The organism is Burkholderia sp. Z1, assembly GCF_014893795.1.
Classification (GTDB): domain Bacteria; phylum Pseudomonadota; class Gammaproteobacteria; order Burkholderiales; family Burkholderiaceae; genus Burkholderia; species Burkholderia theae.
Window position 1 is genome coordinate 1690981 of record NZ_JACFYL010000002.1, and the last position, 22919, is coordinate 1713899.

Genomic DNA, 22919 nt, shown 5'->3' on the forward strand with positions numbered 1-22919 from the left:
CGTCACGAGATCTGCAACGACGTCGACACGCTCGGCACGCCGTTCGCGTCTAGCGCGAACAGCATGTAATAGCCGGGCAGCACCACGCCGGCATCCGACGGGATCGCGAGCCGGTACGATGTCCCGCTCGCATTGACGATGGCCAGTGGAATGCGGCGCTGATCGTTGTTCGTCGTGTGCGTCACCGACGACAGGCGCATCAGCACGAATGACGCGACCGGACCGCGCGTCGCGACCTCGATCGATGCGCCGCGACTCGCCGCCGAAGGCGCGCTCGCGATTGCGGGGCGCGCGGCCGGCGAGCCATCGGCATTGAGCAGGTAGGGCGGCGTGAGGATCTCCGCGTTCAGGTGATTGTTCACGCAACCGGTGCCGCACTGCCCGCCGCCGCCCGCGAACACGCGGCCGTCCGGCAGCAGGATCGCCGTGCTGTGATAGGTGCGTGGCGTCTGCATCGGCTTCAGCAGATTGAAGCGCTGGGTCTTCGGGTTCCAGATCTCCGGAACCATGATCGCCGTCGTGTCGGTGAACGGCATCGGCAGGCTCTGGCCGCCGATCATCACGATGCTGCCGTCCGGCAGAATGACGCTGTTCGCGAACGCGCGCTGGTAGGTCATCCCGTTCAGGCGTTGCACCGTGACCGGCTGGTTCGGTCCGCGCGTGATGTCGATCTGGTAGACCGCATTCGATGCATAACTCGACGCGCTGCCGTTCTGCTGGTACGACTTCGCGCCACCGGTCTTCAGAATCTTGCCGATGTCATAGAGCGACGCCGTGCCGTTGATGCTGTAGGGATCGGCGCCGCGCGTGCCGGCGGACTGGATCGTGCCGCTGCCGCTGGTCGAGATCCAGTTCATCTGCGCACTCGGGCCGGCGTGGAACACGCTGCCGTTGCTCTGCGCGAACAGCCACAGGTGGTTGTCGCCCCGATAGATGCCTTGCGGATCCGGGCCCACGATGCCGGTTTCCGGCACGCCGGACAGCACCGTCCAGTTGGCGCCGTTCCAGACTTCCGCGCTCTTGCCACCCTGGCCGCCGCTCCATGAGCCGCCAAGCGTCAGCACCGAGCCATTCGACAGCAGTGTGTCGCCCTGATAGCCGCGCGGAATGTTCATCGTCGCCGACGCACTCCACGTGTTGCTGTTCCAGTCGTACAGCGTCGTCTTCGGACTGCTGTCGCCGCCGTTCACGAGCAACCTGCCGTCGGACAGCATCGCCGTGCCCGGGCAGAACATGTCAGAGCCCGCGGACGTCTCCAGGAATTGCGTCGCCCGGTTCGTCGCGGGGTCGAACAGCGCTGTCTGCGTCTGCGTAGCCGTGTTGCCGACGTCGTTCTGGAAGCTGAAGGTCTGGTCCGCCGACCACATCACGAGCTTGCCGTTCGGCACGTTCGCAATGCCGATCGGATTGACCGGCAGCGGGATGACGGGACTCCACGCCGAAGGCAGCGTAACCGGGAAGCTCTGCGGCAGGCCAAGCGTGAACTGGTCGTTCAGCGCGGTCGCGCCCTGGCACGGGTACTGGACCAGCGCCGCGCCGTCCGTGAGCGCGCCGCCGCTCACGTTCGCACACATGCCGCTCGCGACCGACACCAGCCGGTAGTTCGAGCCTGACGCGGCAGCGACGGTCCACTGGTCGTTCGTTTGCGCATCGCTTTGGCACGGATACTGGATCAATGGCGTGCCGCTCCCTCCCGTGCCGCCCGACACGTTCAGGCACTGACCGGTGCGCTGGGACACGACGTGATAGCCACTGCCGGCCGGCAGCAGCGACCAGCCCGCGTTGCTCTGGGTCGAGCACGCGCCCTGCACGATCGCGGTGCCCGCATTGGTCGAATTGCCGCTGATCGTCAGACAACGACCGCTGCTCGCGGACACGATGTTGGAGAATGCGGCGACCGGCAGATACAGGTTGAACTGGTCGTTCAGCGCGGTCGCGCCCTGGCACGGATACTGGATCAACTGTGCGCCCGATGCGCGCGAGCCGCCGTTGACGTTCAGGCACATGCCGCTCGAGACCGACACGATCCGGTAGCTTGCGCCAACGGCCGTGATGGTCCACTGGTCGTTGGTCAGGGTGTCGCCCTGGCACGAATACTGGATAAGCGGCGTGCCGCTGGCACGCGAGCCGCCCGGCACGTTCAGGCACAGGCCGCTGCCCTGCAACACGATGTGATAATTCGCGCCGACAGGCACGAACGACCACGTCGTGTTGCCCTGTCCCGCGCACGAGACCTGCACGACGCCCGCGCCGGAGGCGGCCGAGTTGCCTGCGATCGCGACGCACTGCCCGCTGTCCGCCGACACGATGTCGGAATAAGACGCCGTGACGGCCGCCGCGGCGCTCGACGGCAGCCACGCAACGAAAATCGACATGCACACGCACAAAAACGCCTGTCGCCAGGCAAGCCCAGACACTTGCATGATCCCCCCCGTGGTCCCGTTTTAATTTCCGGTCGTATTAAAACGTCGAATTCCTGGATCGGGATGTACGGTGGGCCACTCAATGGAGACGACGCAAAAAAACCCGCACTCGTGACGAGTGCGGGCTTTTCGATACTACTTTGGCCGCGGCCCCGAAGGCCGCTATCCGGCCACCGGCTTAGTGGCCGAAGAACACCGAAGAACGATCGGTTGCGGCCGGCACGACCACGCGCTGACCCGATTGCGACGTCGCGGCGGCGTTCGCGCCGTAGCCCGTTGCGTCAGCTTGCGCGCCGGTCTGCGCGGCGGCGATCTTTGCCTGTGCGGCCTGGATGTTTTCCGGATAGTTCATCCAGTCGTTCGGGTTGTAGCCAGCCTTTTCGAGCTGGACCAGTTCGGCGCGCACTTGCGCGCGGGTCAGCGGCTGCTGGTTCGATTGGGCGAACGAGACGACCGGTGCGGCCACCAGGGCGGCCAGTGCAACTGCCTTGATCAGCGATTTCATGATGCGTTACCTCCAGGATTGTTTTATCAGGCGCTTCGGACTCGGAGTCGTTGCGCATGAGTAGAAGTCTAGGAGGCGCGACTATCAGGGTAAATACTTAAATCGCAAATTCACTGTTGACGGAAATCGTACAATTCCAGCGGAATAGATCCATTCATCAGATGATTGTCGGTATTCATGCACTGAATGTCGCGATACGGCATCCGGCGTGCCCCCACCACGCGTCAGCGCGGGTGATCGGTGTGCGTCGACGCCATCAACCTGTCGAACAGCAGCGCCTTGAGACGGATCAGGTTGTCTGCGCCGGTTTCGCCCAACGCCGCGTGATGAAGCGTCAGCGCCGGCGCGGCCGGGTCCGCATGTACGGCCCGCACGGTGCCGTCGAGTGCCAGCTGCTCGACGCGGTCGTCCATCGCGTACGGAAGCAGCACGCGTATCGGCTCGCCGGTTGCGGCGATCGTCCGGTCGACGGCAATCGACAGCCCGCTCAGGCTGATGTCGTGCACCAATCCGATGGCGTCCTCCCCGTCGGCGCCTCCCGTGCAGCAAGCCGCGATCCGTACCGGCACGCGCGGCTCCGCGCGTGTGCGCAACCGGTCGACGAAGCCGGGCGGCGACAGGATCATGAAGCGCGTGGCGCCCGACGCCTGCACCGATTCGACCGTCGCGCCGAAGCGGGACACCGCGGCCCGGCCGATCGCCACCGCCTCGACGTCGTCGCCGCGCGCGAATTCGAGCACGGCCGCCGGCAGCGGCTCGACGAACAGCGCGCCCGATGCCGCGACGCCGATCAGCCGGCAGCGCTGCAGCGCGCGGGTCGTGCCGACCCGGCGGCGGATGCCGATCGCGGCGCCTGCCGACAACCCCATGCGCGTGGCCGGCGGCACTTCGCCATGCACGGGCGGATCGGTGTCGGTGGCATCGCGCCGGCGCACGGGCCGGAAATGATCGAACAGGAAAGCATGCTGCGCGGGATCGCGCAGGATCGTGCCGATCGGCAGCAGCGCGGCGCCGTCGGCATCGTAGAGATCGAAGCCGAGCGGGACGCCGGCAGCGAGATCGTCACGCGCGAGCGCGACGTAGTCGGTGGGAAGTCGCATCGGAAAGGCGCGGAGCGACCGCGCGATCTGTCGTGACAACTTGATTACGGCAGCATCGCGCGAAATCTGAACGGCTCCGTTACTGCGAAGCGCCGGTCGGGCCAGTCGCGTCGGGCGCGACCGGCGCAGGCGGCTGGGCCGGCGTGGCCGAAGGGGCTGCGGTTGGTGCGCTGCCCCCGTTCGTCGTACTGGCACCCGCCGGCGGCTGCGCGGGCTCCTGTTGCGATGCGCCGGCCGACAGCGCGGCGGCCGATGCGGCCACTTCGGACGCCGGTATCCATTCCTCGACGATGCCGCCGGACGCCGCTTCGGGCGCCGATGCCGCCGACGCGCCCGATGCCTCGCTTTCGTCGGCCTCGGGCGGGCGCTCGATACGCTGCGTCCTGACGGATGCGGGTGCCTTCTGCGGCTCGGGCCTGAACCACGTATCGAACAGGTCGGTCACGCGCTCGCGCAGCGATGCGAACCAGCCGGGCGACGGTTCGGTATCGAATTTCGCCTTGGTGTCGACGATCCGGGCGCGCTGCGCGCGCTGGAAGAAATCGCCGACGATCGGCAGCGCGCTGTGCGCGCCCTGCCCCCAGTAATCGCTGCGCAGCGTCACGCGGCCGTCGTCGAACCCAACCCATGCACCCGCGACGAGGCCGGGCTGCATCAGGATGAACCAGCCGTCCGCGTTGTCCTGCGTCGTGCCCGTCTTGCCGGCCACGTCGCCACGGATCCCGAAGCGCGTGCGGATGCTGCCGCCCGTGCCGCGGGTCACGACATCGCGCATCACGCCGAGCAGCACCTTGTCGGTTTCGGCGTCGAGCGCGCGCTCGGGCGGCGCCGGCGCGTATTCGGCGAGCACGTCGCCCTGGCGGTTCTCGATGCGAGTCACCATCTGCGGTTCGACATACAGCCCGCCGTTCGCGATCGTTGCGTACGACGCGACCATTTCCTTCAGCGTGACCGGGCTCGTGCCGAGCGCGAGCGACGGCACGCGTTCGAGCGGGCTTTCCCGCACGCCCATGTCGCGTGCGAGCCGCGCAACGGCCGCGGGCCCGACCTTCTCCATCACCTGCGCGGTGATCCGGTTGCGCGACAGCGCGACCGCGTCGCGTAGCGTCATCGGCTTGCCGGTCGGCGGCACGTCGTCGTTCGGCCGCCAGATCTCGCCGCCCTTCAACGGGATCTCGACCGGCTGGTCGATGAACGTGTCGTCCGGTTTCATCCCGTTCGCGAACGCGACACCATAGACGAACGGCTTGAACGTCGAGCCCGGCTGGCGGCGCGCCTGTGCGACGTGATCGAACGGCTCGCTGGTAAAGTCGCGGCTGCCCACCCATGCGCGGATCTGCCCGTCGCGCGGATCGATCGCGAGGAAGCCGGCCTGCACGTCGGTCTTCGTCTTGCACAGTGCGCGCAAGAAGCCGCGGTCGGCCGCGAGCAGCTTCATCGCGGCCGCGTCGTCCTTGCCGGCGTCCTGCGCGGCCTTGTACTCGGGCGACTCGCGCATGAAGGTGCGGAACACCTCGTTGTCGGTGCCGCAGCCGTCGCGGCCGCTCCACGCGTTGTTCGCGATGCCCTGCAGCTGATTGCCCTGCAGCGTGAGCGCCTGCGTCGCCATCTGCTGCAGCCGCGAGTCGATCGTCGTGCGCACGATCAACCCGTCCGAATAGATGTTGTAGTCGTTGCGGTCGGCCCACGCGATCAGCCACTTGCGCAACTGCTGCGCGAAATGCGGCGCGGGCCCCGGCGGCTCCTTCTGGCGCTCGAAATCGATGCGCAGCGGCCGGCGCTGCAGTTGCGCGAACTGGGCGGGCGACAGCTTGCCGTACTTCACCATCTGGCCGAGCACCGTGTTGCGCCGCTGCAGCGCGCGCTCGGGATTCAGCACCGGGTTGTAGTAGCTGTTGCCCTTCAGCATGCCGACGAGCGTCGCGCTGTCGAGCACGTCGAGCTCGTCGGCCGACTTGTCGAAATAGGTGCGCGCAGCCATCTCGACGCCGTACGCGTTGTACAGGAACGGCACCGTGTTCAGGTAGGTCTCGAGGATCTGGTCCTTGCTGTAGACCGCCTCGATCTTCAGCGCGGTGATCGCCTCCTTCACCTTGCGCGTGAGCGTCGGCGCACGGCCGATCTCGTCCGGATACAGGTTGCGCGCGAGCTGCTGCGTGATCGTCGAACCGCCCTGGCGATCGCCCGAGAACGTATGCAGCGCGGCCGACGCCGTGCGCTTCCAGTCGAGGCCGTGATGCTCGTAGAAGCGATGATCCTCGGTCGCGATCAGCGCGTCGACCATGTGCGGCGAGATCTGCTTGAGCGGCACCCACTCGCGGTTCGACGGCTTGAATTCGGCCAGCAGCTTGCCGTCGGCGGACAGCACCTGCGCGGGCTGGTCGACGCGTGCCTTGCGGATGTCGCCGATGCCCGGCGTGAACGGGATGAGCACCACCACGTACAGCGCGAACAGCGACGGCACGGCGGCGGCCGTGAGCAGCACGCCGCGGCGCGTCGGATGACGGAGATGGTGCCACGCGGTGGCGGCGAGAGGCTTGACCCTCGCGGCGGTGGCAACCGCGACGGGTTGGGCGCGCGCGACCCATCTGGCACAGAAGTCACGCACTGACGACACGTTTCGGCGATTCACGCGGGTGGGGGCTCGGCTGAAAAGGGTGCATCGTACCAAAACTCGCGCGGCCCGCCGGCCGGTGGCCGCTTTGCGGCGGTCCACACGCAAAAAAGGCGCGTGCCCCGCAACGGGAACGACGCGCCAAACCTGGTACAACAACCGGGAAGCCGCGCGACGGCGGCCGATCGGCGCCGATGCTCAGCGCACGAGAAAACCGTAGGTCAGCGGATCGCGTTCGTCGACGATCCAGTTCGCGAACCCGCAGATATGCGCGCTGCCCTCCACTTCCGGGATCACGGCCGGGATGTCGCCGACCGTCGTTTCGCGCAGCACGCGCCCCTTGAAGACCGTGCCGACGATCGATTCGTTGACGAGCGTATCGCCGGCCGCGAGCAGCCCGCGCTGGTACAGCTGCGCGACGCGGCCGCCGGTGCCGGAGCCCGTCGGCGAGCGGTCGACCTCGCGATCCGCGAACACGCAGCAATTCGCCTGCGTCGAGCCCGGATGACGCGGCGCGTTCGCGATGATCGTGCCGTAGATATGGTTGATTTCCGGAATCTCCGGATGCACGACCGGGTACTTCGCGTTCGCCGCGGCCTTCACTTCCGCGCCGAAGCGAATCAGCCGTTCCACCGCCGACTCGCGCACCGGCAGGTCGAACGGCGCGCCGTCGACATAGAAGTAGAACGCGCCGCCATATGCGATGTCGCCGGTCACGGTGCCGAACGACGGCGTGTCGACCGACACGTCGCGCCGCCAGATGAACGACGGCACGTTGACGAAGCGCACGGGCCCCGCATGTTCGCCGTCCCACTTGACGAAGGCCTCGATGAAGCCGCACGGCGCGTCGATGCCGACCCGCGTTTCCGGTACCGTGCGCTGCACCCAGCCGAGCTCGACCGCGGCGGTCGACAGCGCGATCACGCCGTGCCCGCAGTGGTCGCTGTAGCCTTCGTTGTGCACGAAGATCACGCCGAAATCGGCGTTCGCCGACACGGGTTCGGTCAGGTAGCCGCCGTACATGTCGGCGTGGCCGCGCGGTTCGAACATCAGCGCGCGGCGAATCTCGTCGGCGTTCTCCTTGAGCCACGCGCGGCGCTGGACGATCGTGTCGCCCGGCAGGCGCGGCAGCCCGCTCGTGACGATGCGGAACGCTTCGCCGCCCGTATGGACTTCGACGGTGGAAAGGGATCGGGAAATTTTCATGGTCGATCGAATACGTGGAAACGAAGGACGGCGGTCCGACCGCCGTCCGGTGGCAGGCCGGTTATTTCGCGTACGGTTCCGGCAGGCCGTTGCGGATCACGTAGACGGTCGTCGGCGCGCCCTTCAGGTCGCCGTTCGCGTCGAACGAATAGGTGCCCGCGACACCCGCATAGTTCGACTTCGCGAGTTGCGCGGTCAGCTTCGCCTTGTCGGTGGTCGTGCCGGCCTTGACCATCGCGTCGGCGAGCAGCTTCATGCCGTCGTAGTAGTTGACGCCGTAGACCTGCGTATCCGTGTGATAGGTGTCGTGGTACTTCTTCAGGAATTCACGCCCGGCCGCCGTTTTCTCGAGCGCGACGCCGCCCTGCGCGCAGTAGACGATCGATGCCGCTTCGCCCGCGACCTTGCCCATGTCCGCCGAGCAGATGCCGTCGCCGCCGAGCAGCTTCGCGCGCAGCCCGCGCTGCTTCATCTGCTTGGCCATCGGCGCGCCCTGCGCCGCATAGCCGCCGAAGAAGATCACGTCGGGGTTGCTGGCCTTGATCTTGGTGAGAATGCCGAGGAAATCGGTGGCCGACGAACTCGTGTATTCCTGGTCGACGATCTTGATCCCGTTCGCCTTCGCGACGCTCATGAACTGCTCGGCGACGCCCTGCCCGTACGCGGTGCGATCGTCGATGACGGCGGCGGTTTTCGCGTTCAGCGTCTTCGCGGCGAAGGTGCCCATCGTGCCGCCGAGCTGCTCGTCGCTCGCGCCGATCCGGAAGATGTTCTTGAAGCCCTGCTTCGTGAGCGCCGGATTCGACGCAACCGGCAGCATCGGCACGCCGGCAGTCGAATACACGCGCGACGCCGGGATCGCGACGCCCGAGTTGTACGGCCCGAGCACCGCGACGACGCCCTTGTCGACGAGGTTCTGCGCGACCTGCACGCCCGCCTTCGGGTCGGCCTGGTCGTCGTCGGATACCAGTTTGAACGTGACGGTCTTGCCGGCGACCTTCACGCCGGCCTTGTTGAGCTCATCGACGGCGAGTCGCGCGCCGTTTTCATTGTCCTTGCCGTTTGCGGCCTGCGGGCCGGTCAGCGGCGCCGAATGGCCGATCATCACGACTTCCTGCGCGTGCGCGGAAGTCAGCGCACCGGCGGCGACAGCCACCGAGAGCGCGGTAATGAAGTGTCGCATGATGTCTCCTGATTGGTTTTGTGTGAAACCAATGTAGGACATGCGTGGTCACATCGCAAGCAATATCAAAATATTTTTCGTATATTTGGTCATATTTCATACCAGAACGAAGGCACGTGCGTCACTTCGGCGTGATGTCGCGCCGCACGCGGCGGATGTGCTGCTCGACATAGAACGCGGCCGCATCGGCGTCGCCGGACACGATCGCCTCGTAGATCAGCCGGTGTTCGGACACGTAGAGCCGGATCCGGCCAGCGTCGTAGATGCCGTCGTCCTTCAGCCGCTTCCAGAGCGGCTGGTCCATCGTCTTCGCGACTTCGTCCGCAATCTTCACGATCAGCGCGTCGCCGGTCATCAGCGCGAGCTGCCTGTGGAACAACCGGTCGCTCTCGTTCCACAGCGCGCGCTGGTGCGGATCGTCGACGTCGGTGATGGTTTCCATCTGAGCCAGATAACGCTCGGCCCCAGGGTCGGCCCGCCCGTGCGTGGCCGCGAGGCGCGCGATCGCGGGCTCCAGGATCAGCCGCACGTCGAGCGTCGACGTCGGGCTGAAGTCGGCCTCGGACGCCGCGTGCATGTCGCCGCGCTGCGCGAGCACGTCGAGCGGCGACGCGACGACATACGTGCCCGAATTGCGCTTCGTGTAAACGAGCCCTTCGTTCTGCAGCGCGCCGAGCGCTTCGCGCACGGCCGGCCGGCCGACCTGGAACAGCCCCGCGAGCTCGCGCTCGGACGGCAACCGCGAATCGGCGGCATAGCGTCCCGCACGGATCTCGTCGCGGATCTTCTCGGCAACCTGCTCGTAGATCTGCAGCGGCCTGAAACCGCCTTCGAGTGATTCGGGACGCGCGGACATCATCGTGTGGCTCCTGCCCGGTCGCGGGCGTGGATTTGGAATGGGTTCGCACTATACCGGAGCAGCACCGGTACCGATGCCATGCGACCCTTCTGGACAGATATTAGAACCAAAAGCGGCGCGATGCTTTATTTTCTGGCTTGCGGGTGCGCCAGCAAGTGGTATAGATTCGATCCACACTGCCCTGTGTCGCGGTATCCGGCAGCTCCGTGGCGGGCGCGGCATGCGCCCGTCGTCCACGCTCACCGACGCATACGACGTACACGATGACCGCCCTTTCCCCGATTCCCGTTTTCGATGCGGCCGACACGGCCGCGCTGCTCGACTACCCGGCACTGTTGGCCACGCTCAGGCAGGCCGTCGCCGAGTACGCGGCGGGCGAGATCGTCAGCCCCGAACGCCTGGTCGTGCCGCTGCAGGCTGGCGGCGTGATGCTGTCGATGCCGTCGAGCGCACATGACCTCGCGTCCCACAAGCTCGTGAACGTGTGCCCCGGCAACGGCGCGCGCGGGCTGCCGACGATCCTCGGTCAGGTGACCGCGTACGACGCGACCACGGGCGAGATGCGCTTCGCGCTCGACGGCCCGACGGTCACCGGCCGCCGCACGGCGGCCATCACCGCGCTCGGCATCGACGCGCTGCATGGCGCCGCGCCGCACGACATCCTGCTGATCGGCACCGGCAAGCAGGCGGCCAATCACGCTGAAGCGCTCGCGGCGATCTTTCCCGAAGCGCGCCTTCACGTGCGCGGCACGACCGCCGACAGCGCGGCCGCGTTCTGCGCCGCACACCGCGCGCAGGCGCCGCGGCTCGTGCCGCTCGACGGCGATGCGATTCCCGATGCGATCGATGTCGTCGTCACGCTGACGACGAGCCGCACGCCCGTCTACCGCGAAGCCGCGCGCGAAGGCCGGCTCGTGGTCGGCGTCGGCGCGTTCACCGCGGACGCGGCCGAGATCGACGCGAACACGGTGCGCGGCAGCCGGCTCGTCGTCGACGATCCGGCCGGCGCGCGCCACGAGGCCGGCGACCTGATCGTCGCGCAGGTCGACTGGCAGGATGTCGCGTCGCTCGCCGACGTGCTGAACGGCACGTTCACTCGCGGTGGGCCGCTGCTGTTCAAGAGCGTCGGCTGCGCCGCGTGGGATCTGGCTGCGTGCCGCACGGCGCGCGATGCACTGGACGCGCGCCAGGCCGGCTGACCCGGCGGCGTAGCCCGCCGGCCGCGCTTGCGGCATCGCAACATCGGAGCCGCTCTGGCGGTTTCCCGTACGCGTTGTAGGAAACGCCCTACAACGCGTCGAAGCGGCCTACACAAACTTCCAATTCGGCCGATTTCATTTTTCGCGGCGCAACACGATACTGCCGGCATGAATGCCAGCCTGTCACCCGCCGCGCTCAGGGTGTTTCTCGTCGATCACGCCGTCGCCGTCCGGCAGCGGATCGCGCTGCTCGTCGGCGCGATCCGCGGCGTTGCCGTCGTGGGTGAAGCGGAAGACGGCCAGGACGCGTGGACGCATATACGCAGCAGTCACGCCGACGTGGTGATCGTCGACCTGCGGCTCGCGGACGGCAGCGGTCTCGACCTGATCGGGATGCTGTCGAAGGCCGCGCCGCGCGTCGTCACGATCGTGCTGACGAATCACTCGGCACCGGCATTCAGAGAGGCATGCGCGACGGCGGGAGCCGACTACTTCTTCGACAAGACCGTCGAATTCGACGCCGCATGCCGTGTCATCGAATCCCTGGTGCACGCTCGCGCGCACCACCCCTGACGAGCCGGAGCGACTCATGTCCACCGCCACCGCCTGCGCCGCCGACGTACCCGTCGCGCCCCGCCCGATGATTCCGCTTCGCGCGGTCGCGCGCGCCGACGCCGCCAAACATCCCGCCGCGCGCTGCTCGGTCTGCGCGATGCGCTCGATGTGCCTGCCGCCGCACCTGACGGCGGCCGATTTCGGCCGGCTCGACGCGATCATCTGCACGACGCGGCAGGTTCGCCAGGGCGACGCGCTGTTCCGCACCGACGATCCGTTCCAGAGCATCTATGCGGTGCGTGCGGGTTCGTTCAAGACGGTGATGATGCATCGCGACGGCCGCGAGCACGTGACGGGCTTCCAGATCGCCGGCGAAACGCTCGGGATGGACGGCATCGGCGGTGGCCAGCACTGCTGCGACGCGATCGCGCTGGAAGACAGCGTCGTGTGCATCATCCCGTTCGGCGCGCTCGAAACGGCGTGCCGCGAGATGAAGCCGATGCAGCACTTCCTCTACCAGATGCTGAGCAGCGAGATCGTCCGCGAATCGAGCCAGATGCTGCTGCTGGGCACGATGTCGGCCGAGCAACGGGTCGCGCATTTCCTGCTGAATCTTTCTTCGCGTTTCGAGGCGCGCGGTTATTCGGCGACGGAATTCAACCTGCGGATGACGCGCGAGGAAATCGGTTGTTATCTCGGGATGAAGCTCGAGACCGTCAGCCGGATGTTCTCGCGGTTCCATCGCGACGCGCTGGTCGAAACGCGCGGCAAGCGCGTGCGCATCATCGACGTGCAAGCGCTCGCACGGGTCTGACGCACGGCGCAGCGCCGCCCGCGCGACGCGCCATGCGTCACCGTGCCGTTTCCCCGGTCGCCGCGTCGCGCAGCGCCACGCTTTCATCGCCCGCCTGCCACGCGATCAGCGCCTGTTCGGCCTGCGTGAATGCGCGGCGCAGCGCGTCGTCCACATCGTCGCCGACGCACGGCGGCAGCGGCCTGAGCGCCGCGTCGTGCATCACCAGTTCGAGCCGCACGTCGAACGTGCGTACACCATCGGCCGCGCCGCGCGATTCGATCGCGAGGTGGCAGCCGTCGATCAGCGCGCGGAACCGTTCGAGCCGCACCAGCTGCGCGCCGGCTTCGGCTTCGATCGCGGCGGCGCCCGCGAATCCTCGGCAGGCAATCTGCATGCCCACGCCCATGTCGTATCTCCTGACAGGCCGCCCGCTCGTCGACCGCCTTGCATGTGCCGCCCGCACTGACATGCGGCGGCACGCGTTTCCCGTGGCGTGGCGCGAATTCTTCGTTCGCTGCCTGGCCGAGTATCCGCCCGCGCCTGTGTCGGCGCGGGACCGTTCATACGTTGAATACCTGCGACGACTTCATTTCGATCCACGTCATTCCGGCCCGCAGCCCTTCGATCATCGCTTCGCGCTCGGTCGGATACGCATGACTGTGCTCGAAAGTATGATGAAAGCGCGCGGCGCCGCTGCCGTGCTCGACCGACACGCGGCAGCGGAATTCGCCCGATTCGCATGGGCGCGTCTCGACTTCGACCGACCAGTCGCGTTCGTGAATGTTGCCCTGCAGTGACATGCACCCTCCTGCGTATCAGTCTTCGAGCCGGAAGTGGCCGCTGTGCAGCAGCACCGGCCGGCCGCCGATTTCCTCGAGCATCCGTCGCGCCATCGCCTCGATCGCCGACCGGTGTCCTTCGAACGCGGCCAGCAGGTCGCGTTCGAGCAGCGACGGTGCGCCGAAATGGTCTTCCAGCGCCTCGGCCGTGATCGCGCACTGCACGCAACGTCCGTCGACCAGCGCCGAAAACGCAACGACCAGATCGCGTGCGCAATATTCGGGCGGTTCCGGCGGGAAGGTAATCTGCATCTGTCCGCCTGTCATCGTCGTGATCACTCCATGACGAGAGCATAGTGGCGCGCGCGACCGCGCGCTTGACCCACATCAACCGGTTCGCTGCGCCGCACGATCGCGGCGCGGCCGTGTAACGCCGCGTCAGCCCGCGCCGGGCTCGATCGCCGCGCCGCGCTCCGCGAGCAGTTCGCGCAGCACGCTGCGGTGGCAATGGTTTTCGTCGTCGCAGTAGCAGCCGATCGAGAGCGCGGTGGTTGCCGACAGCGCCGCCAGCAGGTCCAGCACCTTCGCCGGATCGCCATGCGCCATTTCCGCGCGGAAATGACGCTTGAACGCACGCCATTCGGCGTCGGTTTCGGCCGCCTGCGCCTGGGCAACGAGCTCGGGGCTCGGCGACAGCGTCGGCAGCCATACATCATAGTAGTTGCGCGACGCGAATTCCGCCTTCGGCACGCCACGCGGCGGCCGCCGCACCGTCCCGATCCGCAGGCCCTCGCCGGCCGCGCGCGGCGTGCCGAGCTGGATGATCCGGATACCCATGTCGCCCCTCTGTCTAGCGTCCGATTCCGTGATCGTACCCCCGCGCCCGCGCTCGCGTCAGCCGGGTGGCACACATAGCGGCCACACAATAAAAAAACCGGCTGCCCCCACGAAGGGAGACAGCCGGTTCGGCCTGCATCGCAGCGAGCCGCGTTCAGACGCCGCTTTTCAGCACCTTGCCGATCGCGTCCGCGACGATGCCGACGTTCGAATCGTTCAGGCCCGCCACGCACATCCGGCCCGAACGCAGGATGTACACACCGTGCACTTCGCGCAGCGCGTCGACCTGCGATTCGGTCAGGCCCGTGTACGTAAACATCCCGCGCTGCTTCACGTAGCGCGTGAGCGCTTCGCCGCTGACGTGGTCGCGCAGGCCATCGTGGATCGACTGGCGCATCCGCGCGATGCGGCGGCACATTGCCGACAGTTCCTCTTCCCACTGCTTGCGCAGCGCGGGCGTGCCGAGCACGGCGGCCACGACCTTCGCGCCGTAGGTTTGCGGGTTGCTGTAGTTCGAGCGCACGGCGCCGGCCAGCTGGCCGAGCACGCGCTCGGCCGCGGCCGCGTCTTCGCAGACGACGCTCAGGCCGCCCACGCGCTCGCCGTACAGCGAGAAGTTCTTCGAGAACGAGTTCGCGACGAGCGCCGGCACGCCGCGGCGGGCCAGCTCGCGCACCGCGAACGCATCCGCGTCGAGGCCCGCGCCGAAGCCCTGGTACGCCATGTCGACGAACGGCAGCAGCCCGCGCGCCTCGATCACGTCGATCAGCTTCTCCCACTGGCCTTCGTCGAGGTCGACGCCGGTCGGGTTATGGCAGCACGCGTGCAGCAGCACGACGCTGCGCGCCGGCAGCGCGTCGATCGCCGCGAGCATCGCGTCGAACTTCAGGCCGCCCGTCGCCTCGTCGTAGTACGGATACGTGTTCACCGTGAAGCCGGCGCGCTCGAAGATGAAGCGGTGGTTTTCCCAGCTCGGATCGCTGAGCCACACCTGCGCGTCCGGGAAATAGCGCTTCAGGAAATCGGCACCCACCTTCAGCGCGCCCGAACCGCCGAGCGTCTGCAGGGTCGCGATGCGGCCGGCCGCGCGGGCCGGGTGATCGGCGCCGAACACGAGCGCCTGCACGGCGTCGCGATACGCAGCCAGGCCGACCATCGGCAGGTACGGTTTCGGGCCGCTTTCGCGCTGCAGCGCGGTTTCGGCCTCGCGCACGGCGCCCATCACCGGAATCCGGCCTTCGGCATCGAAATAGATCCCGATGCTCAGGTTGACCTTCTGGTCGCGCGGATCTTTCTGGAAGTTCTCGTTGAGCGTCAGGATCGGATCGCCCGGGTACGCGTCGATGTGTTCGAACATGGCTTGAGTCTGTCTCGTTTGGAAGAATGGTCGGGGCTGCCCTGCGTCAGCGTCAACGTGCAGACGCGCCGTCGCGCATCGCATAGCCTGCATTCTTCTGACGGAAGCGATACCCGATCGCGAGCACCGCGAGCCATACCGGGATCAGGTACACCGACAGGCGGAGATCCGGCGTCAGGTACATCACGACGAGAATGCCGGCCATGAATGCCAGGCACAGGTAATTCGTGAAAGGATAGCCCAGACTGCGGAAGGAAGTCTCCTCCCCGGCTGCACGCTTGGCCTGGCGGAACTTCAGGTGGATCAGACTGATCATCGCCCAGTTGATGATCAGCGCCGACACGACGAGGCCCATCAGCACCTCGAACGCCTTGCCCGGCATGAAGTAGTTGACCAGCACGCACAGGCCGGTCGCGAGCGCCGACGCGCCGAGCGCGGCGAGCGGAATGCCGCGCTTGTTTACCGAGCACAGCACCTTCGGCGCGTTGCCCTGCTGCGCGAGGCCGAACAGCATCCGGCTGTTGCAGTACACGCCGCTGTTGTAGACCGACAGCGCGGCCGTCAGCACGACGACGTTCAGCACGTTCGCGACCACGTTGCTGCTCAGCGCATGGAAGATCAGCACGAACGGGCTGCCGCCGCTGACGACCTTCTCCCACGGATACAGCGACAGCAGCACGGCGAGCGCGCCGATGTAGAAAATCAGGATGCGGTAGATGACCTGGTTGGTCGCGCGCGGGATGCTGCGCTTCGGATCGTCGGCCTCGGCCGCCGTGATGCCGACGAGTTCGAGCCCGCCGAACGAGAACATGATCGCGGCCATCGACATCACGAGGCCCGACACGCCGTTCGGGAAGAAACCGCCGTGCTGCCACAGGTTCCTGACGCTGGCTTCCGGCCCGGCATGGCCGCTCGCGAGCAGCCAGCCGCCGAAGCCGATCATCCCGACGATCGCGGCGACCTTGATGATCGAGAACCAGAATTCGGTCTCGCCGTACGACTTCACGCTGGTCAGGTTGATCAGGTTGATGACGCCGAAGAACACGAGCGCCGACACCCAGGTCGGCACGCCCGGCCACCAGTACTGCACGTAGATCCCGACGGCCGACAGCTCGGCCATGCTGACGAGGATGTACAGCACCCAGTAGTTCCAGCCGGACAGGAAGCCCGTGAAGTGGCCGAAGTACTTGTTGGCGAAGTAGCTGAACGAACCCGCGACAGGCTCGTCGACGACCATCTCGCCGAGCTGGCGCATGATGAAGAACGCGACGATGCCGGCCACCGCATAACCGAGCAGCACGGACGGGCCGGCCATCTTGATGGTCTGCGCGATGCCGAGGAACAGCCCCGTGCCGAGCGCGCCGCCGAGCGCAATCAGCTGGATGTGCCGGTTCTTCAGCCCGCGCTTCAGGCCGTCGCTCTCGTTTCCAGAAACCATGTCTTCTCCACTCTGTCCGCCTCCGCCTGAAGCGGTGCGGCGCGCCTCGGTGTGCCGGGCGCTGTTTTACTGTGTCGGTGGCCGTTCGTGGAGCCACCGGGTTGGGGACTGCAATCTTCGCGTGGCGGCGCCCGATTCGCGTCGGCGTGCCCGGCAGACTTGCCGCCCGCGCCGCATTGCTGCGGCCGCACACGAAAATCCGGGGTCAGTTTAGCGTCGCGACCGCGAAATCGGGTTTCGTAACCCGTTCATGCAAACCCTACATTATGAGATAAGATTGCATCCAGGAGACAAAAGAGGAAACAAAATGCCAGAACCGGCTCTCGACCGCATCGACCGCCATCTGCTTTCGATCCTGCAGGAGAACGGCCGCGCGTCGAACCTCGAACTCGCGAAGGCCGTCGGCCTGTCGCCCGCGCAGACGCTGCGGCGCCACCGGCGGCTGGAAGAAATCGGCGCGATCCGCCGCTACGAAACCCGGCTCTGCCCCGACACGCTCGGCTTCGGCGTCACCGCGTTCGTGCACGTGACGATGGAGCGCGGGCATATCCGCGACCTGTCGAAGTTCCAGAAACTGGTGTCCGATCTCGCGCAGATCCAGGAATGTTTCTCGGTGACGGGCGATATCGACTACGTGCTGAAGGTCGTCGCGCACGACCTGAAGGGGCTGTCCCGGTTCCTGCTCGAAACGCTGATGCGGATTCCCGGCGTGAGCGGCGTGCATTCGAGCGTGTGCCTCGACGAGATCAAGTGCACGAGCGCGATGCCGGTCGAAAGCTGATGCACCGGGCCGTGCGCTCGGCCCGTTCTGCCCGCGCGTTCAGCGCACCGCTTCGAACGCGCTGATCAGCAGCGCGCCGGCCGCGATCACCGCGCAGCCGGCCGCACGGCGCGGCGTCAGCCGCTCGCCGAGATACACGCGCGCGATCAGCGCCGCGAACACCACGCTCGTCTCCCGCAGCGCCGACACGGGGCCCATCGGCGCGCGATCCATCGCCCAGATCACGATGCCGTACGCGAGCGCCGCGAACACGCCGCCACACGCGGCCTTCGCCGTTTCGCCGACCTCCTGCGTCAGGCGCAGCGGCCCCGCGCGCAGCCGGTAGTACGCGGCCATCATCCCGCCCGTCAACACGAACATCCACGCGGTATAACCGACCGTGTTGCCACTCTCCCGCACGCCGATCCCGTCGACCACGCTATACGCGGCGATCGACACGCCGGTCGCGAACGCGGTCGGCAGCACCTGCATCATCCGGTGCTTCGCGCCGCGCCCCCGTTCGAGCCCGATCGCCATGATGCCCGCGCAGATCAGCACGAGCCCGACTTGCGCGCCGGCGTTCAGGTGTTCGTCCGCGAACGCGGCCGCGCCGAGCGTGACGAGCAGCGGCGCGGTGCCGCGCGCGACCGGGTACGCGACGGTCAGGTCGCCGTGCTCGTACGCACGCACGAGCAGCAGCGTATAGACGACGTGGATCACCGCCGAAGCGACGACGCACAGCCAGCTCGCGGGCGTGATCGGCGCGGCGGCCGGCAGGAACAGCAGCGCGAACAGCCCGATCGCGATCTGCAGCACCGTGGCCGAGCGCAACCGGTCGCCGCTGCTGCGGACCAGCGCATTCCACGATGCATGCAGGAACGCGGCACACAGAACGGCAAACAGAACGGGAATCGGCACGCTGAATACTCGCTGACGGTCGGCAACGCGAAGTCGTCGCCGCAAGGCGTTCATCGTATGAATCCGTCACCCGATTGTCAAAAAACGGGGCCCGCGCGACGTCATGCGGACACCGGCCGACCGAGCCCTTTCGCCCGCCCCGCATGGCATTCGCGGCAACGGCCACGCGCGCCGTGGAATGTGTCACTGAGGTGGCGTGTGGTCCGCCCCTTTCCGTTCTCTTTCGCTTGCCGCTGCGCCGTAATGAAATCGATACCGCAGCGCAATCGTTGCGAAATCACTCCGTCCCCATATCTTCATACGCGACTGTTCCAATGCGCGTGCTCTCTCACGAGCTCCGCGCCGAACCGACACGGCGACGGGGCCGCTCTCCACCATCGAAGACCTTACCTGGAGTTTCCCGATGTTCCGTCAAGCCTTGCTTGTCACCGCCTGCGCTGCCGCGGCGCTCGCGCTGTTCGCCTGCGGCGGCAGCGATCCGACGTCGACACCCGCCGTGTCGTCGCAGGACGCGCTGCAGACCGCCACGCCGATCAAGCACGTCGTCGTGATCTACGGCGAAAACATCTCGTTCGACCACTACTTCGGCACCTACCCGAACGCGTCGAACCCGTCGGGCGAACCGGCATTCACCGCCAAGGCCGGCACGCCGACGCCCAATGGCCTGACGGGCACGCTGCTCACCGCGAACCCGAACTTCACGAACACGATCAACGGCACCGACGCGGCGAACCCGTTCCGCCTCGACCGCACGCAGGCCGCGACCGCCGACCAGAACCACGCGTACACGGCCGAGCAGCAAGCCGAGGACAACGGCCTCGCCGACCTGTTCCCGAAATACACCGGCAAGGGCTCGTCCGGCGGCGCCGGCGCGTTCGGCACGAAGGGCCAGGTGATGGGCTACTTCGACGGCAACACCGTGACGGCGCTGTGGAACTACGCGCAGCGCTTCGCGATGAGCGACAACATGTACACGACGTCGTACGGTCCGTCGACGCCGGGCGCACTGAACGTCGTGTCGGGCCAGACCAACGGGATGCAGATCGTCAAGTCGTCCGCGCAGCCGTCGACGCTCGCGAAGAGCTCGTACTACATCAATGACGGCGCGGGCGGTCTCACGATGATCAACGACGTCGACCCGGGCAACGACGTGTGCTCGAGCACGACCGACCAGGCGTTGATGAGCGGCAAGAACATCGGCGACCTGCTGAACGGCGCGAAGATCTCGTGGGGCGGCTTCATGGGCGGCTTCAACCTGTCGACGACCAACAGCAACGGCACGACGGGCTGCAGCCGCAGCACGGTCGCCACCGCCGTGAACGCCGCGACGTCGGACTACATCCCGCACCACAACTGGTTCCAGTACTACGCGTCGACGTCGAACCCGCAGCACACGCGCCCGAGCTCGGTCGCAGCGATCGGCTCGAGCGTCCAGACCGACGGCAAGACCGCCGAACCCGCGAACCACCAGTACGACACGGACGACTTCTTCGCCGCCGTGAAGGCCGGCAACTTCCCGTCGGTCAGCTACCTGAAGGCACCGGCCGCACAGGATGCGCACGCGGGTTATTCGGATCCGCTCGACGAGCAGGCGTTCGTGACGAAGGTCGTCAACTTCCTGCAGCAGCAGCCGGACTGGCAGAACACGGCCGTGATCGTCACGTATGACGACTCGGACGGCTGGTACGACCACGTGTACACGGCGCCGACCCGTTCGTCGTCGGACCCGGTCGACCAGGTCAACGGTAGCGGCAAGTGCGGCACGGGCGGCACCACCGGCGTGAACGGCTCGACCGTGAACGGCCGTTGCGGCCCGGGCGTGCGGATTCCGCTGATCGTGATCTCGCCGTACGCGAAGCAGAACTATGTCGACCACACGATGATCGACCAGTCGTCCGTCGTGCGCTTCATCGAGGACAACTGGCTCGGCGGCCAGCGCATCGGCGGCGGTTCGTTCGATGCGACGGCAGGCGACCTGCGCGGGCTGTTCGACTTCACGTCGAAGCCGAACACGACGCCGCTGTACCTCGACCCGACGCTCGGCACCGCATTGAGCGCGGCACCGGCGATCTGACCGGCGTGCAGTGACCACAGGCCGGCGCATCACGCGCCGGCCGTTTCCATTTAATGCGCCGCCTCGTGCGGCGCCCGATTTCAGACCGACAGCATGACAGCTCGCCCCGCGTTCCCGTCTCCCGACGCCTCCGGCACCCCCGCGCCGCGCGCCCCTTCCCGCCTGCTGCGTCGCGTGGCGTTCGTGCTCGGCGCGGCCGTGCTCGGCTACGGCGCGTTCGCGATCGCGTTCCCCGCGCAGGTGCCGGCGGCAATCGGCACCGTCGTCGCCGACTGGACGGGCGCGAACCCGCACCCGATCGTGCTGCAGCGGCCTGCCGCGCAGCCGCTGTCGGCGGTCGCGCAGCTCGGGCGCGCGCTGTTCCTCGATCCTTCGCTGTCCGCGTCGGGCAAGCAGTCGTGCGCGTCGTGCCACAGCCCCGATCATGCGTATGGCCCGCCGAATGCGCTCGACGTGCAGCCGGGCGGCCTCGCGATGACGCAGCAGGGCTATCGCCCGCCGCCATCGCTGATGTACCTGTACCGCCAGCCGAACTTCAGCATCGGCCCCGATGCCGGTGAAAACGACGCCGCGCCGAGCGTCGCGCAGCAGGCCGCGTCGGCGGCCGGCGTCGTCAAGGCGCAGAAGGTGGCCGGCACGTCGGCCGCGCCGCAGCTCGTGCCGCAGGGCGGGATGTTCTGGGACGGCCGCGCCGATACGCTGCAGCAGCAGGCGTTCGGCCCGCTGCTGAATCCGGTCGAGATGGCGAACGCGAGCATCGACGACGTGGCGCACAAGCTCGCGCAGTCGTCGCACCGCGCGCAGCTCGAGCAGCTGTTCGGCGCACGCGTGTTCGACAGCCCGCAGCTCGCGGTGTCGGAGGCGATGTTCGCGATCGCGCGTTACCAGGTCGAGGATCCGTCGTTCCATCCGTACAACAGCAAGTACGACCGCTGGCTCGAAGGCCGGGCGCGCCTGTCGCAGGCCGAGTTGCGCGGGCTGCGCCTGTTCAACGATCCGGACAAGGCGAATTGCGCGGGCTGCCACCTGTCGAAACCCGGCAAGGACGGGCTGCCGCCGATGTTCACCGATTACCAGTACGAGGCGCTCGGCGCGCCGCGCAACAAGGAGCTCGCGCAGAACCGCGACCCGGCGTTCTACGATCTCGGCGTGTGCGGGCCGTTCCGCGACGACCTGAAGGACCAGACGCAGTATTGCGCGATGTTCCTCACGCCGACGCTGCGCAACTCGGCGACGCGCCATGTGTTCTTCCACAACGGCGTGTTCCACACGCTCGACCAGGTGATGGCGTTCTACAACGAGCGCAGCATCTCGCCGCAGAAGTTCTATTCGCGCGGCGCGGACGGCAAGGTCGACGAGTACGACGACATCCCGCCGAAATATCGCGCGAACGTCGACGTGACCGATGCACCGTTCGATCGCAAGGCGGGCGACAAACCCGCGATGACGGCGCAGGATATCAAGGATATCGAAGCGTTCCTCGGCACGCTGAACGACGAGCCGGTGCGGCACTGAGCGCCGCTTGACCGCCGCGCCGCGTCAGCGGCGCGCGCGGATGCACAGGAAGGCCGGCGCCAGCGACAGCTCCGCATGGAGCCGTTCCGACGCGGCCTTCATCTCCGGCAGCGGCTTCGGTTCGACGAACCGGTCGAGTTGCCAGCCGCCGTCGGCGACTGCGTTCAGGATGTCGGCGAGCGGCCGACGCCAGGCCTCGACATAGGGCCGCGGCTCGCCGAACCCCGACCAGTGGAAGCCGAAGCGGGACGTGTCGAAATACGTGCCCTCCCCGCGCGTGCGCTCGTCTATCCAGTCGCGCATCGGATGCCCCATCGAGAACACGAGCGTTGCATCGGGCCGCGCGACGCGCCGGAATTCGCGCAGCGTCGGCGCGAGATCGCGCACGTAGTCGAGCGCGAGCGAGCACAGCACCTTGTCGACTGACTGGTCAGGCAGCCAGGCGAGCGGCGCCTCCAGATCGCCTTCCACCACGTCGACCCCGAGGCCCGCGCAGCGCGTTCTCGCGAGCGCGACCATCTCCGGCGTGACGTCGAATGCGTGCACGGTCGCGCCGTGGCGCGCGAGGTGCTCGCTGCAGATGCCGGGCCCGCAGCCGGCGTCGAGCACCGTCAGGCCGTCGACGTCGCCGAGCAGCGCCATCGTCGCCGGACGTTCATAGAGTGCGTTATGCGCCTTGGTCGGCGCGATGTCCGCATAGCGTTGCGCGAAGCTCGCGTACGCGCGGCGGCCGGGGGGATCGTTCGGGTCGGTCATGCGGCATCTGTCTGCGGAATCCGGGAGTGTCGATTCTGCCCGATC

At 67.3% G+C, this 22919-nt stretch carries 21 protein-coding genes; 6 read left to right on the top strand and 15 right to left on the bottom strand.

The features are described from left to right. Positions 1-2: 2 nt before the first annotated feature. The 7 genes from H3H55_RS24600 to H3H55_RS24630 all read right to left on the bottom strand — a co-directional run bounded on the left by H3H55_RS24600 (position 3) and on the right by H3H55_RS24630 (position 9890). Positions 3-2375 carry an RICIN domain-containing protein gene (locus H3H55_RS24600; protein WP_319022326.1) on the bottom strand — a complete coding sequence of 791 codons (2373 nt, stop codon included), beginning with the start codon at positions 2373-2375 and terminating at the stop codon, positions 3-5. Positions 2376-2601: 226 nt separating this feature from the next. Then, positions 2602-2928 (bottom strand): DUF4148 domain-containing protein, encoded by a 327-nt coding sequence (locus tag H3H55_RS24605; RefSeq protein ID WP_193100576.1) that lies wholly within the window; start codon positions 2926-2928, stop codon positions 2602-2604. A gap of 224 nt (positions 2929-3152) precedes the next feature. Continuing rightward, positions 3153-4028 (bottom strand): PilZ domain-containing protein, encoded by an 876-nt coding sequence (locus H3H55_RS24610; RefSeq protein WP_193100577.1) that lies wholly within the window; start codon positions 4026-4028, stop codon positions 3153-3155. A gap of 79 nt (positions 4029-4107) precedes the next feature. Continuing rightward, the gene (locus tag H3H55_RS24615; RefSeq protein ID WP_413463991.1) at positions 4108-6645 is read right to left on the bottom strand and encodes a penicillin-binding protein 1A; all 2538 of its coding nucleotides are present in this window, start codon (positions 6643-6645) and stop codon (positions 4108-4110) included. 195 nt (positions 6646-6840) lie between these two features. Beyond that, positions 6841-7848: a trans-3-hydroxy-L-proline dehydratase gene (gene lhpH, locus H3H55_RS24620; protein ID WP_193100579.1), complete on the bottom strand. Its 1008-nt coding sequence runs from the start codon at positions 7846-7848 to the stop codon at positions 6841-6843. Between the two features lie 61 nt (positions 7849-7909). Beyond that, complete coding sequence (locus H3H55_RS24625; RefSeq protein ID WP_193100580.1) at positions 7910-9031, bottom strand: branched-chain amino acid ABC transporter substrate-binding protein; 1122 nt, start codon at positions 9029-9031, stop codon at positions 7910-7912. Between the two features lie 121 nt (positions 9032-9152). Next, positions 9153-9890, bottom strand: coding sequence for a FadR/GntR family transcriptional regulator (locus H3H55_RS24630; protein ID WP_048244568.1), 738 nt, complete (start codon positions 9888-9890; stop codon positions 9153-9155). A 263-nt stretch (positions 9891-10153) separates the two neighbouring features. Here H3H55_RS24630 and lhpI point away from each other — a divergent pair, with 263 nt between their 5' ends. From lhpI to H3H55_RS24645, 3 genes are all read left to right on the top strand, one after another. Continuing rightward, positions 10154-11089, top strand: coding sequence for a bifunctional Delta(1)-pyrroline-2-carboxylate/Delta(1)-piperideine-2-carboxylate reductase (lhpI, locus tag H3H55_RS24635; protein WP_193100581.1), 936 nt, complete (start codon positions 10154-10156; stop codon positions 11087-11089). Between the two features lie 168 nt (positions 11090-11257). Continuing rightward, positions 11258-11662, top strand: coding sequence for a response regulator transcription factor (locus H3H55_RS24640; RefSeq protein WP_193100582.1), 405 nt, complete (start codon positions 11258-11260; stop codon positions 11660-11662). 16 nt (positions 11663-11678) lie between these two features. Then, a complete protein-coding gene (locus H3H55_RS24645) occupies positions 11679-12458 on the top strand; it encodes a helix-turn-helix domain-containing protein (RefSeq protein ID WP_129514852.1) in 780 nt (259 codons plus the stop codon). Between the two features lie 37 nt (positions 12459-12495). On the opposite strand, the gene H3H55_RS24650 is transcribed toward H3H55_RS24645, so the two are convergent. The 6 genes from H3H55_RS24650 to H3H55_RS24675 all read right to left on the bottom strand — a co-directional run bounded on the left by H3H55_RS24650 (position 12496) and on the right by H3H55_RS24675 (position 16851). Then, the gene (locus tag H3H55_RS24650) at positions 12496-12846 is read right to left on the bottom strand and encodes a metal ABC transporter ATPase (protein ID WP_193100583.1); all 351 of its coding nucleotides are present in this window, start codon (positions 12844-12846) and stop codon (positions 12496-12498) included. A gap of 154 nt (positions 12847-13000) precedes the next feature. Continuing rightward, positions 13001-13240, bottom strand: coding sequence for a hypothetical protein (locus H3H55_RS24655; RefSeq protein ID WP_048244577.1), 240 nt, complete (start codon positions 13238-13240; stop codon positions 13001-13003). A gap of 15 nt (positions 13241-13255) precedes the next feature. Next, positions 13256-13546 (bottom strand): DUF1488 domain-containing protein, encoded by a 291-nt coding sequence (locus H3H55_RS24660; RefSeq protein ID WP_193100584.1) that lies wholly within the window; start codon positions 13544-13546, stop codon positions 13256-13258. Between the two features lie 111 nt (positions 13547-13657). Then, positions 13658-14056 carry a DUF488 domain-containing protein gene (locus H3H55_RS24665; protein ID WP_048244580.1) on the bottom strand — a complete coding sequence of 133 codons (399 nt, stop codon included), beginning with the start codon at positions 14054-14056 and terminating at the stop codon, positions 13658-13660. Positions 14057-14210: 154 nt separating this feature from the next. Then, positions 14211-15413: an amino acid aminotransferase gene (locus tag H3H55_RS24670; protein WP_129514849.1), complete on the bottom strand. Its 1203-nt coding sequence runs from the start codon at positions 15411-15413 to the stop codon at positions 14211-14213. Positions 15414-15465: 52 nt separating this feature from the next. Beyond that, positions 15466-16851 carry an amino acid permease gene (locus H3H55_RS24675; protein WP_048244583.1) on the bottom strand — a complete coding sequence of 462 codons (1386 nt, stop codon included), beginning with the start codon at positions 16849-16851 and terminating at the stop codon, positions 15466-15468. 307 nt (positions 16852-17158) lie between these two features. Between H3H55_RS24675 and H3H55_RS24680 the strand changes: the two genes are divergently transcribed. Continuing rightward, positions 17159-17632 (top strand): Lrp/AsnC family transcriptional regulator, encoded by a 474-nt coding sequence (locus H3H55_RS24680; RefSeq protein ID WP_193100585.1) that lies wholly within the window; start codon positions 17159-17161, stop codon positions 17630-17632. Between the two features lie 39 nt (positions 17633-17671). On the opposite strand, the gene H3H55_RS24685 is transcribed toward H3H55_RS24680, so the two are convergent. After that, a complete protein-coding gene (locus H3H55_RS24685) occupies positions 17672-18583 on the bottom strand; it encodes an EamA family transporter (RefSeq protein WP_193100586.1) in 912 nt (303 codons plus the stop codon). Between the two features lie 349 nt (positions 18584-18932). On the opposite strand from H3H55_RS24685, the gene H3H55_RS24690 reads away from it, so the two are divergent. Together H3H55_RS24690 and H3H55_RS24695 are read left to right on the top strand one after the other, a co-directional pair. Next, positions 18933-20603, top strand: coding sequence for a phospholipase C (locus H3H55_RS24690; RefSeq protein ID WP_193100587.1), 1671 nt, complete (start codon positions 18933-18935; stop codon positions 20601-20603). 93 nt (positions 20604-20696) lie between these two features. Beyond that, a complete protein-coding gene (locus tag H3H55_RS24695) occupies positions 20697-22118 on the top strand; it encodes a cytochrome-c peroxidase (protein WP_193100588.1) in 1422 nt (473 codons plus the stop codon). 24 nt (positions 22119-22142) lie between these two features. Here H3H55_RS24695 and H3H55_RS24700 read toward each other — a convergent pair whose 3' ends face one another. After that, positions 22143-22874, bottom strand: coding sequence for a class I SAM-dependent methyltransferase (locus H3H55_RS24700; RefSeq protein WP_193100589.1), 732 nt, complete (start codon positions 22872-22874; stop codon positions 22143-22145). Positions 22875-22919: the final 45 nt, after the last annotated feature.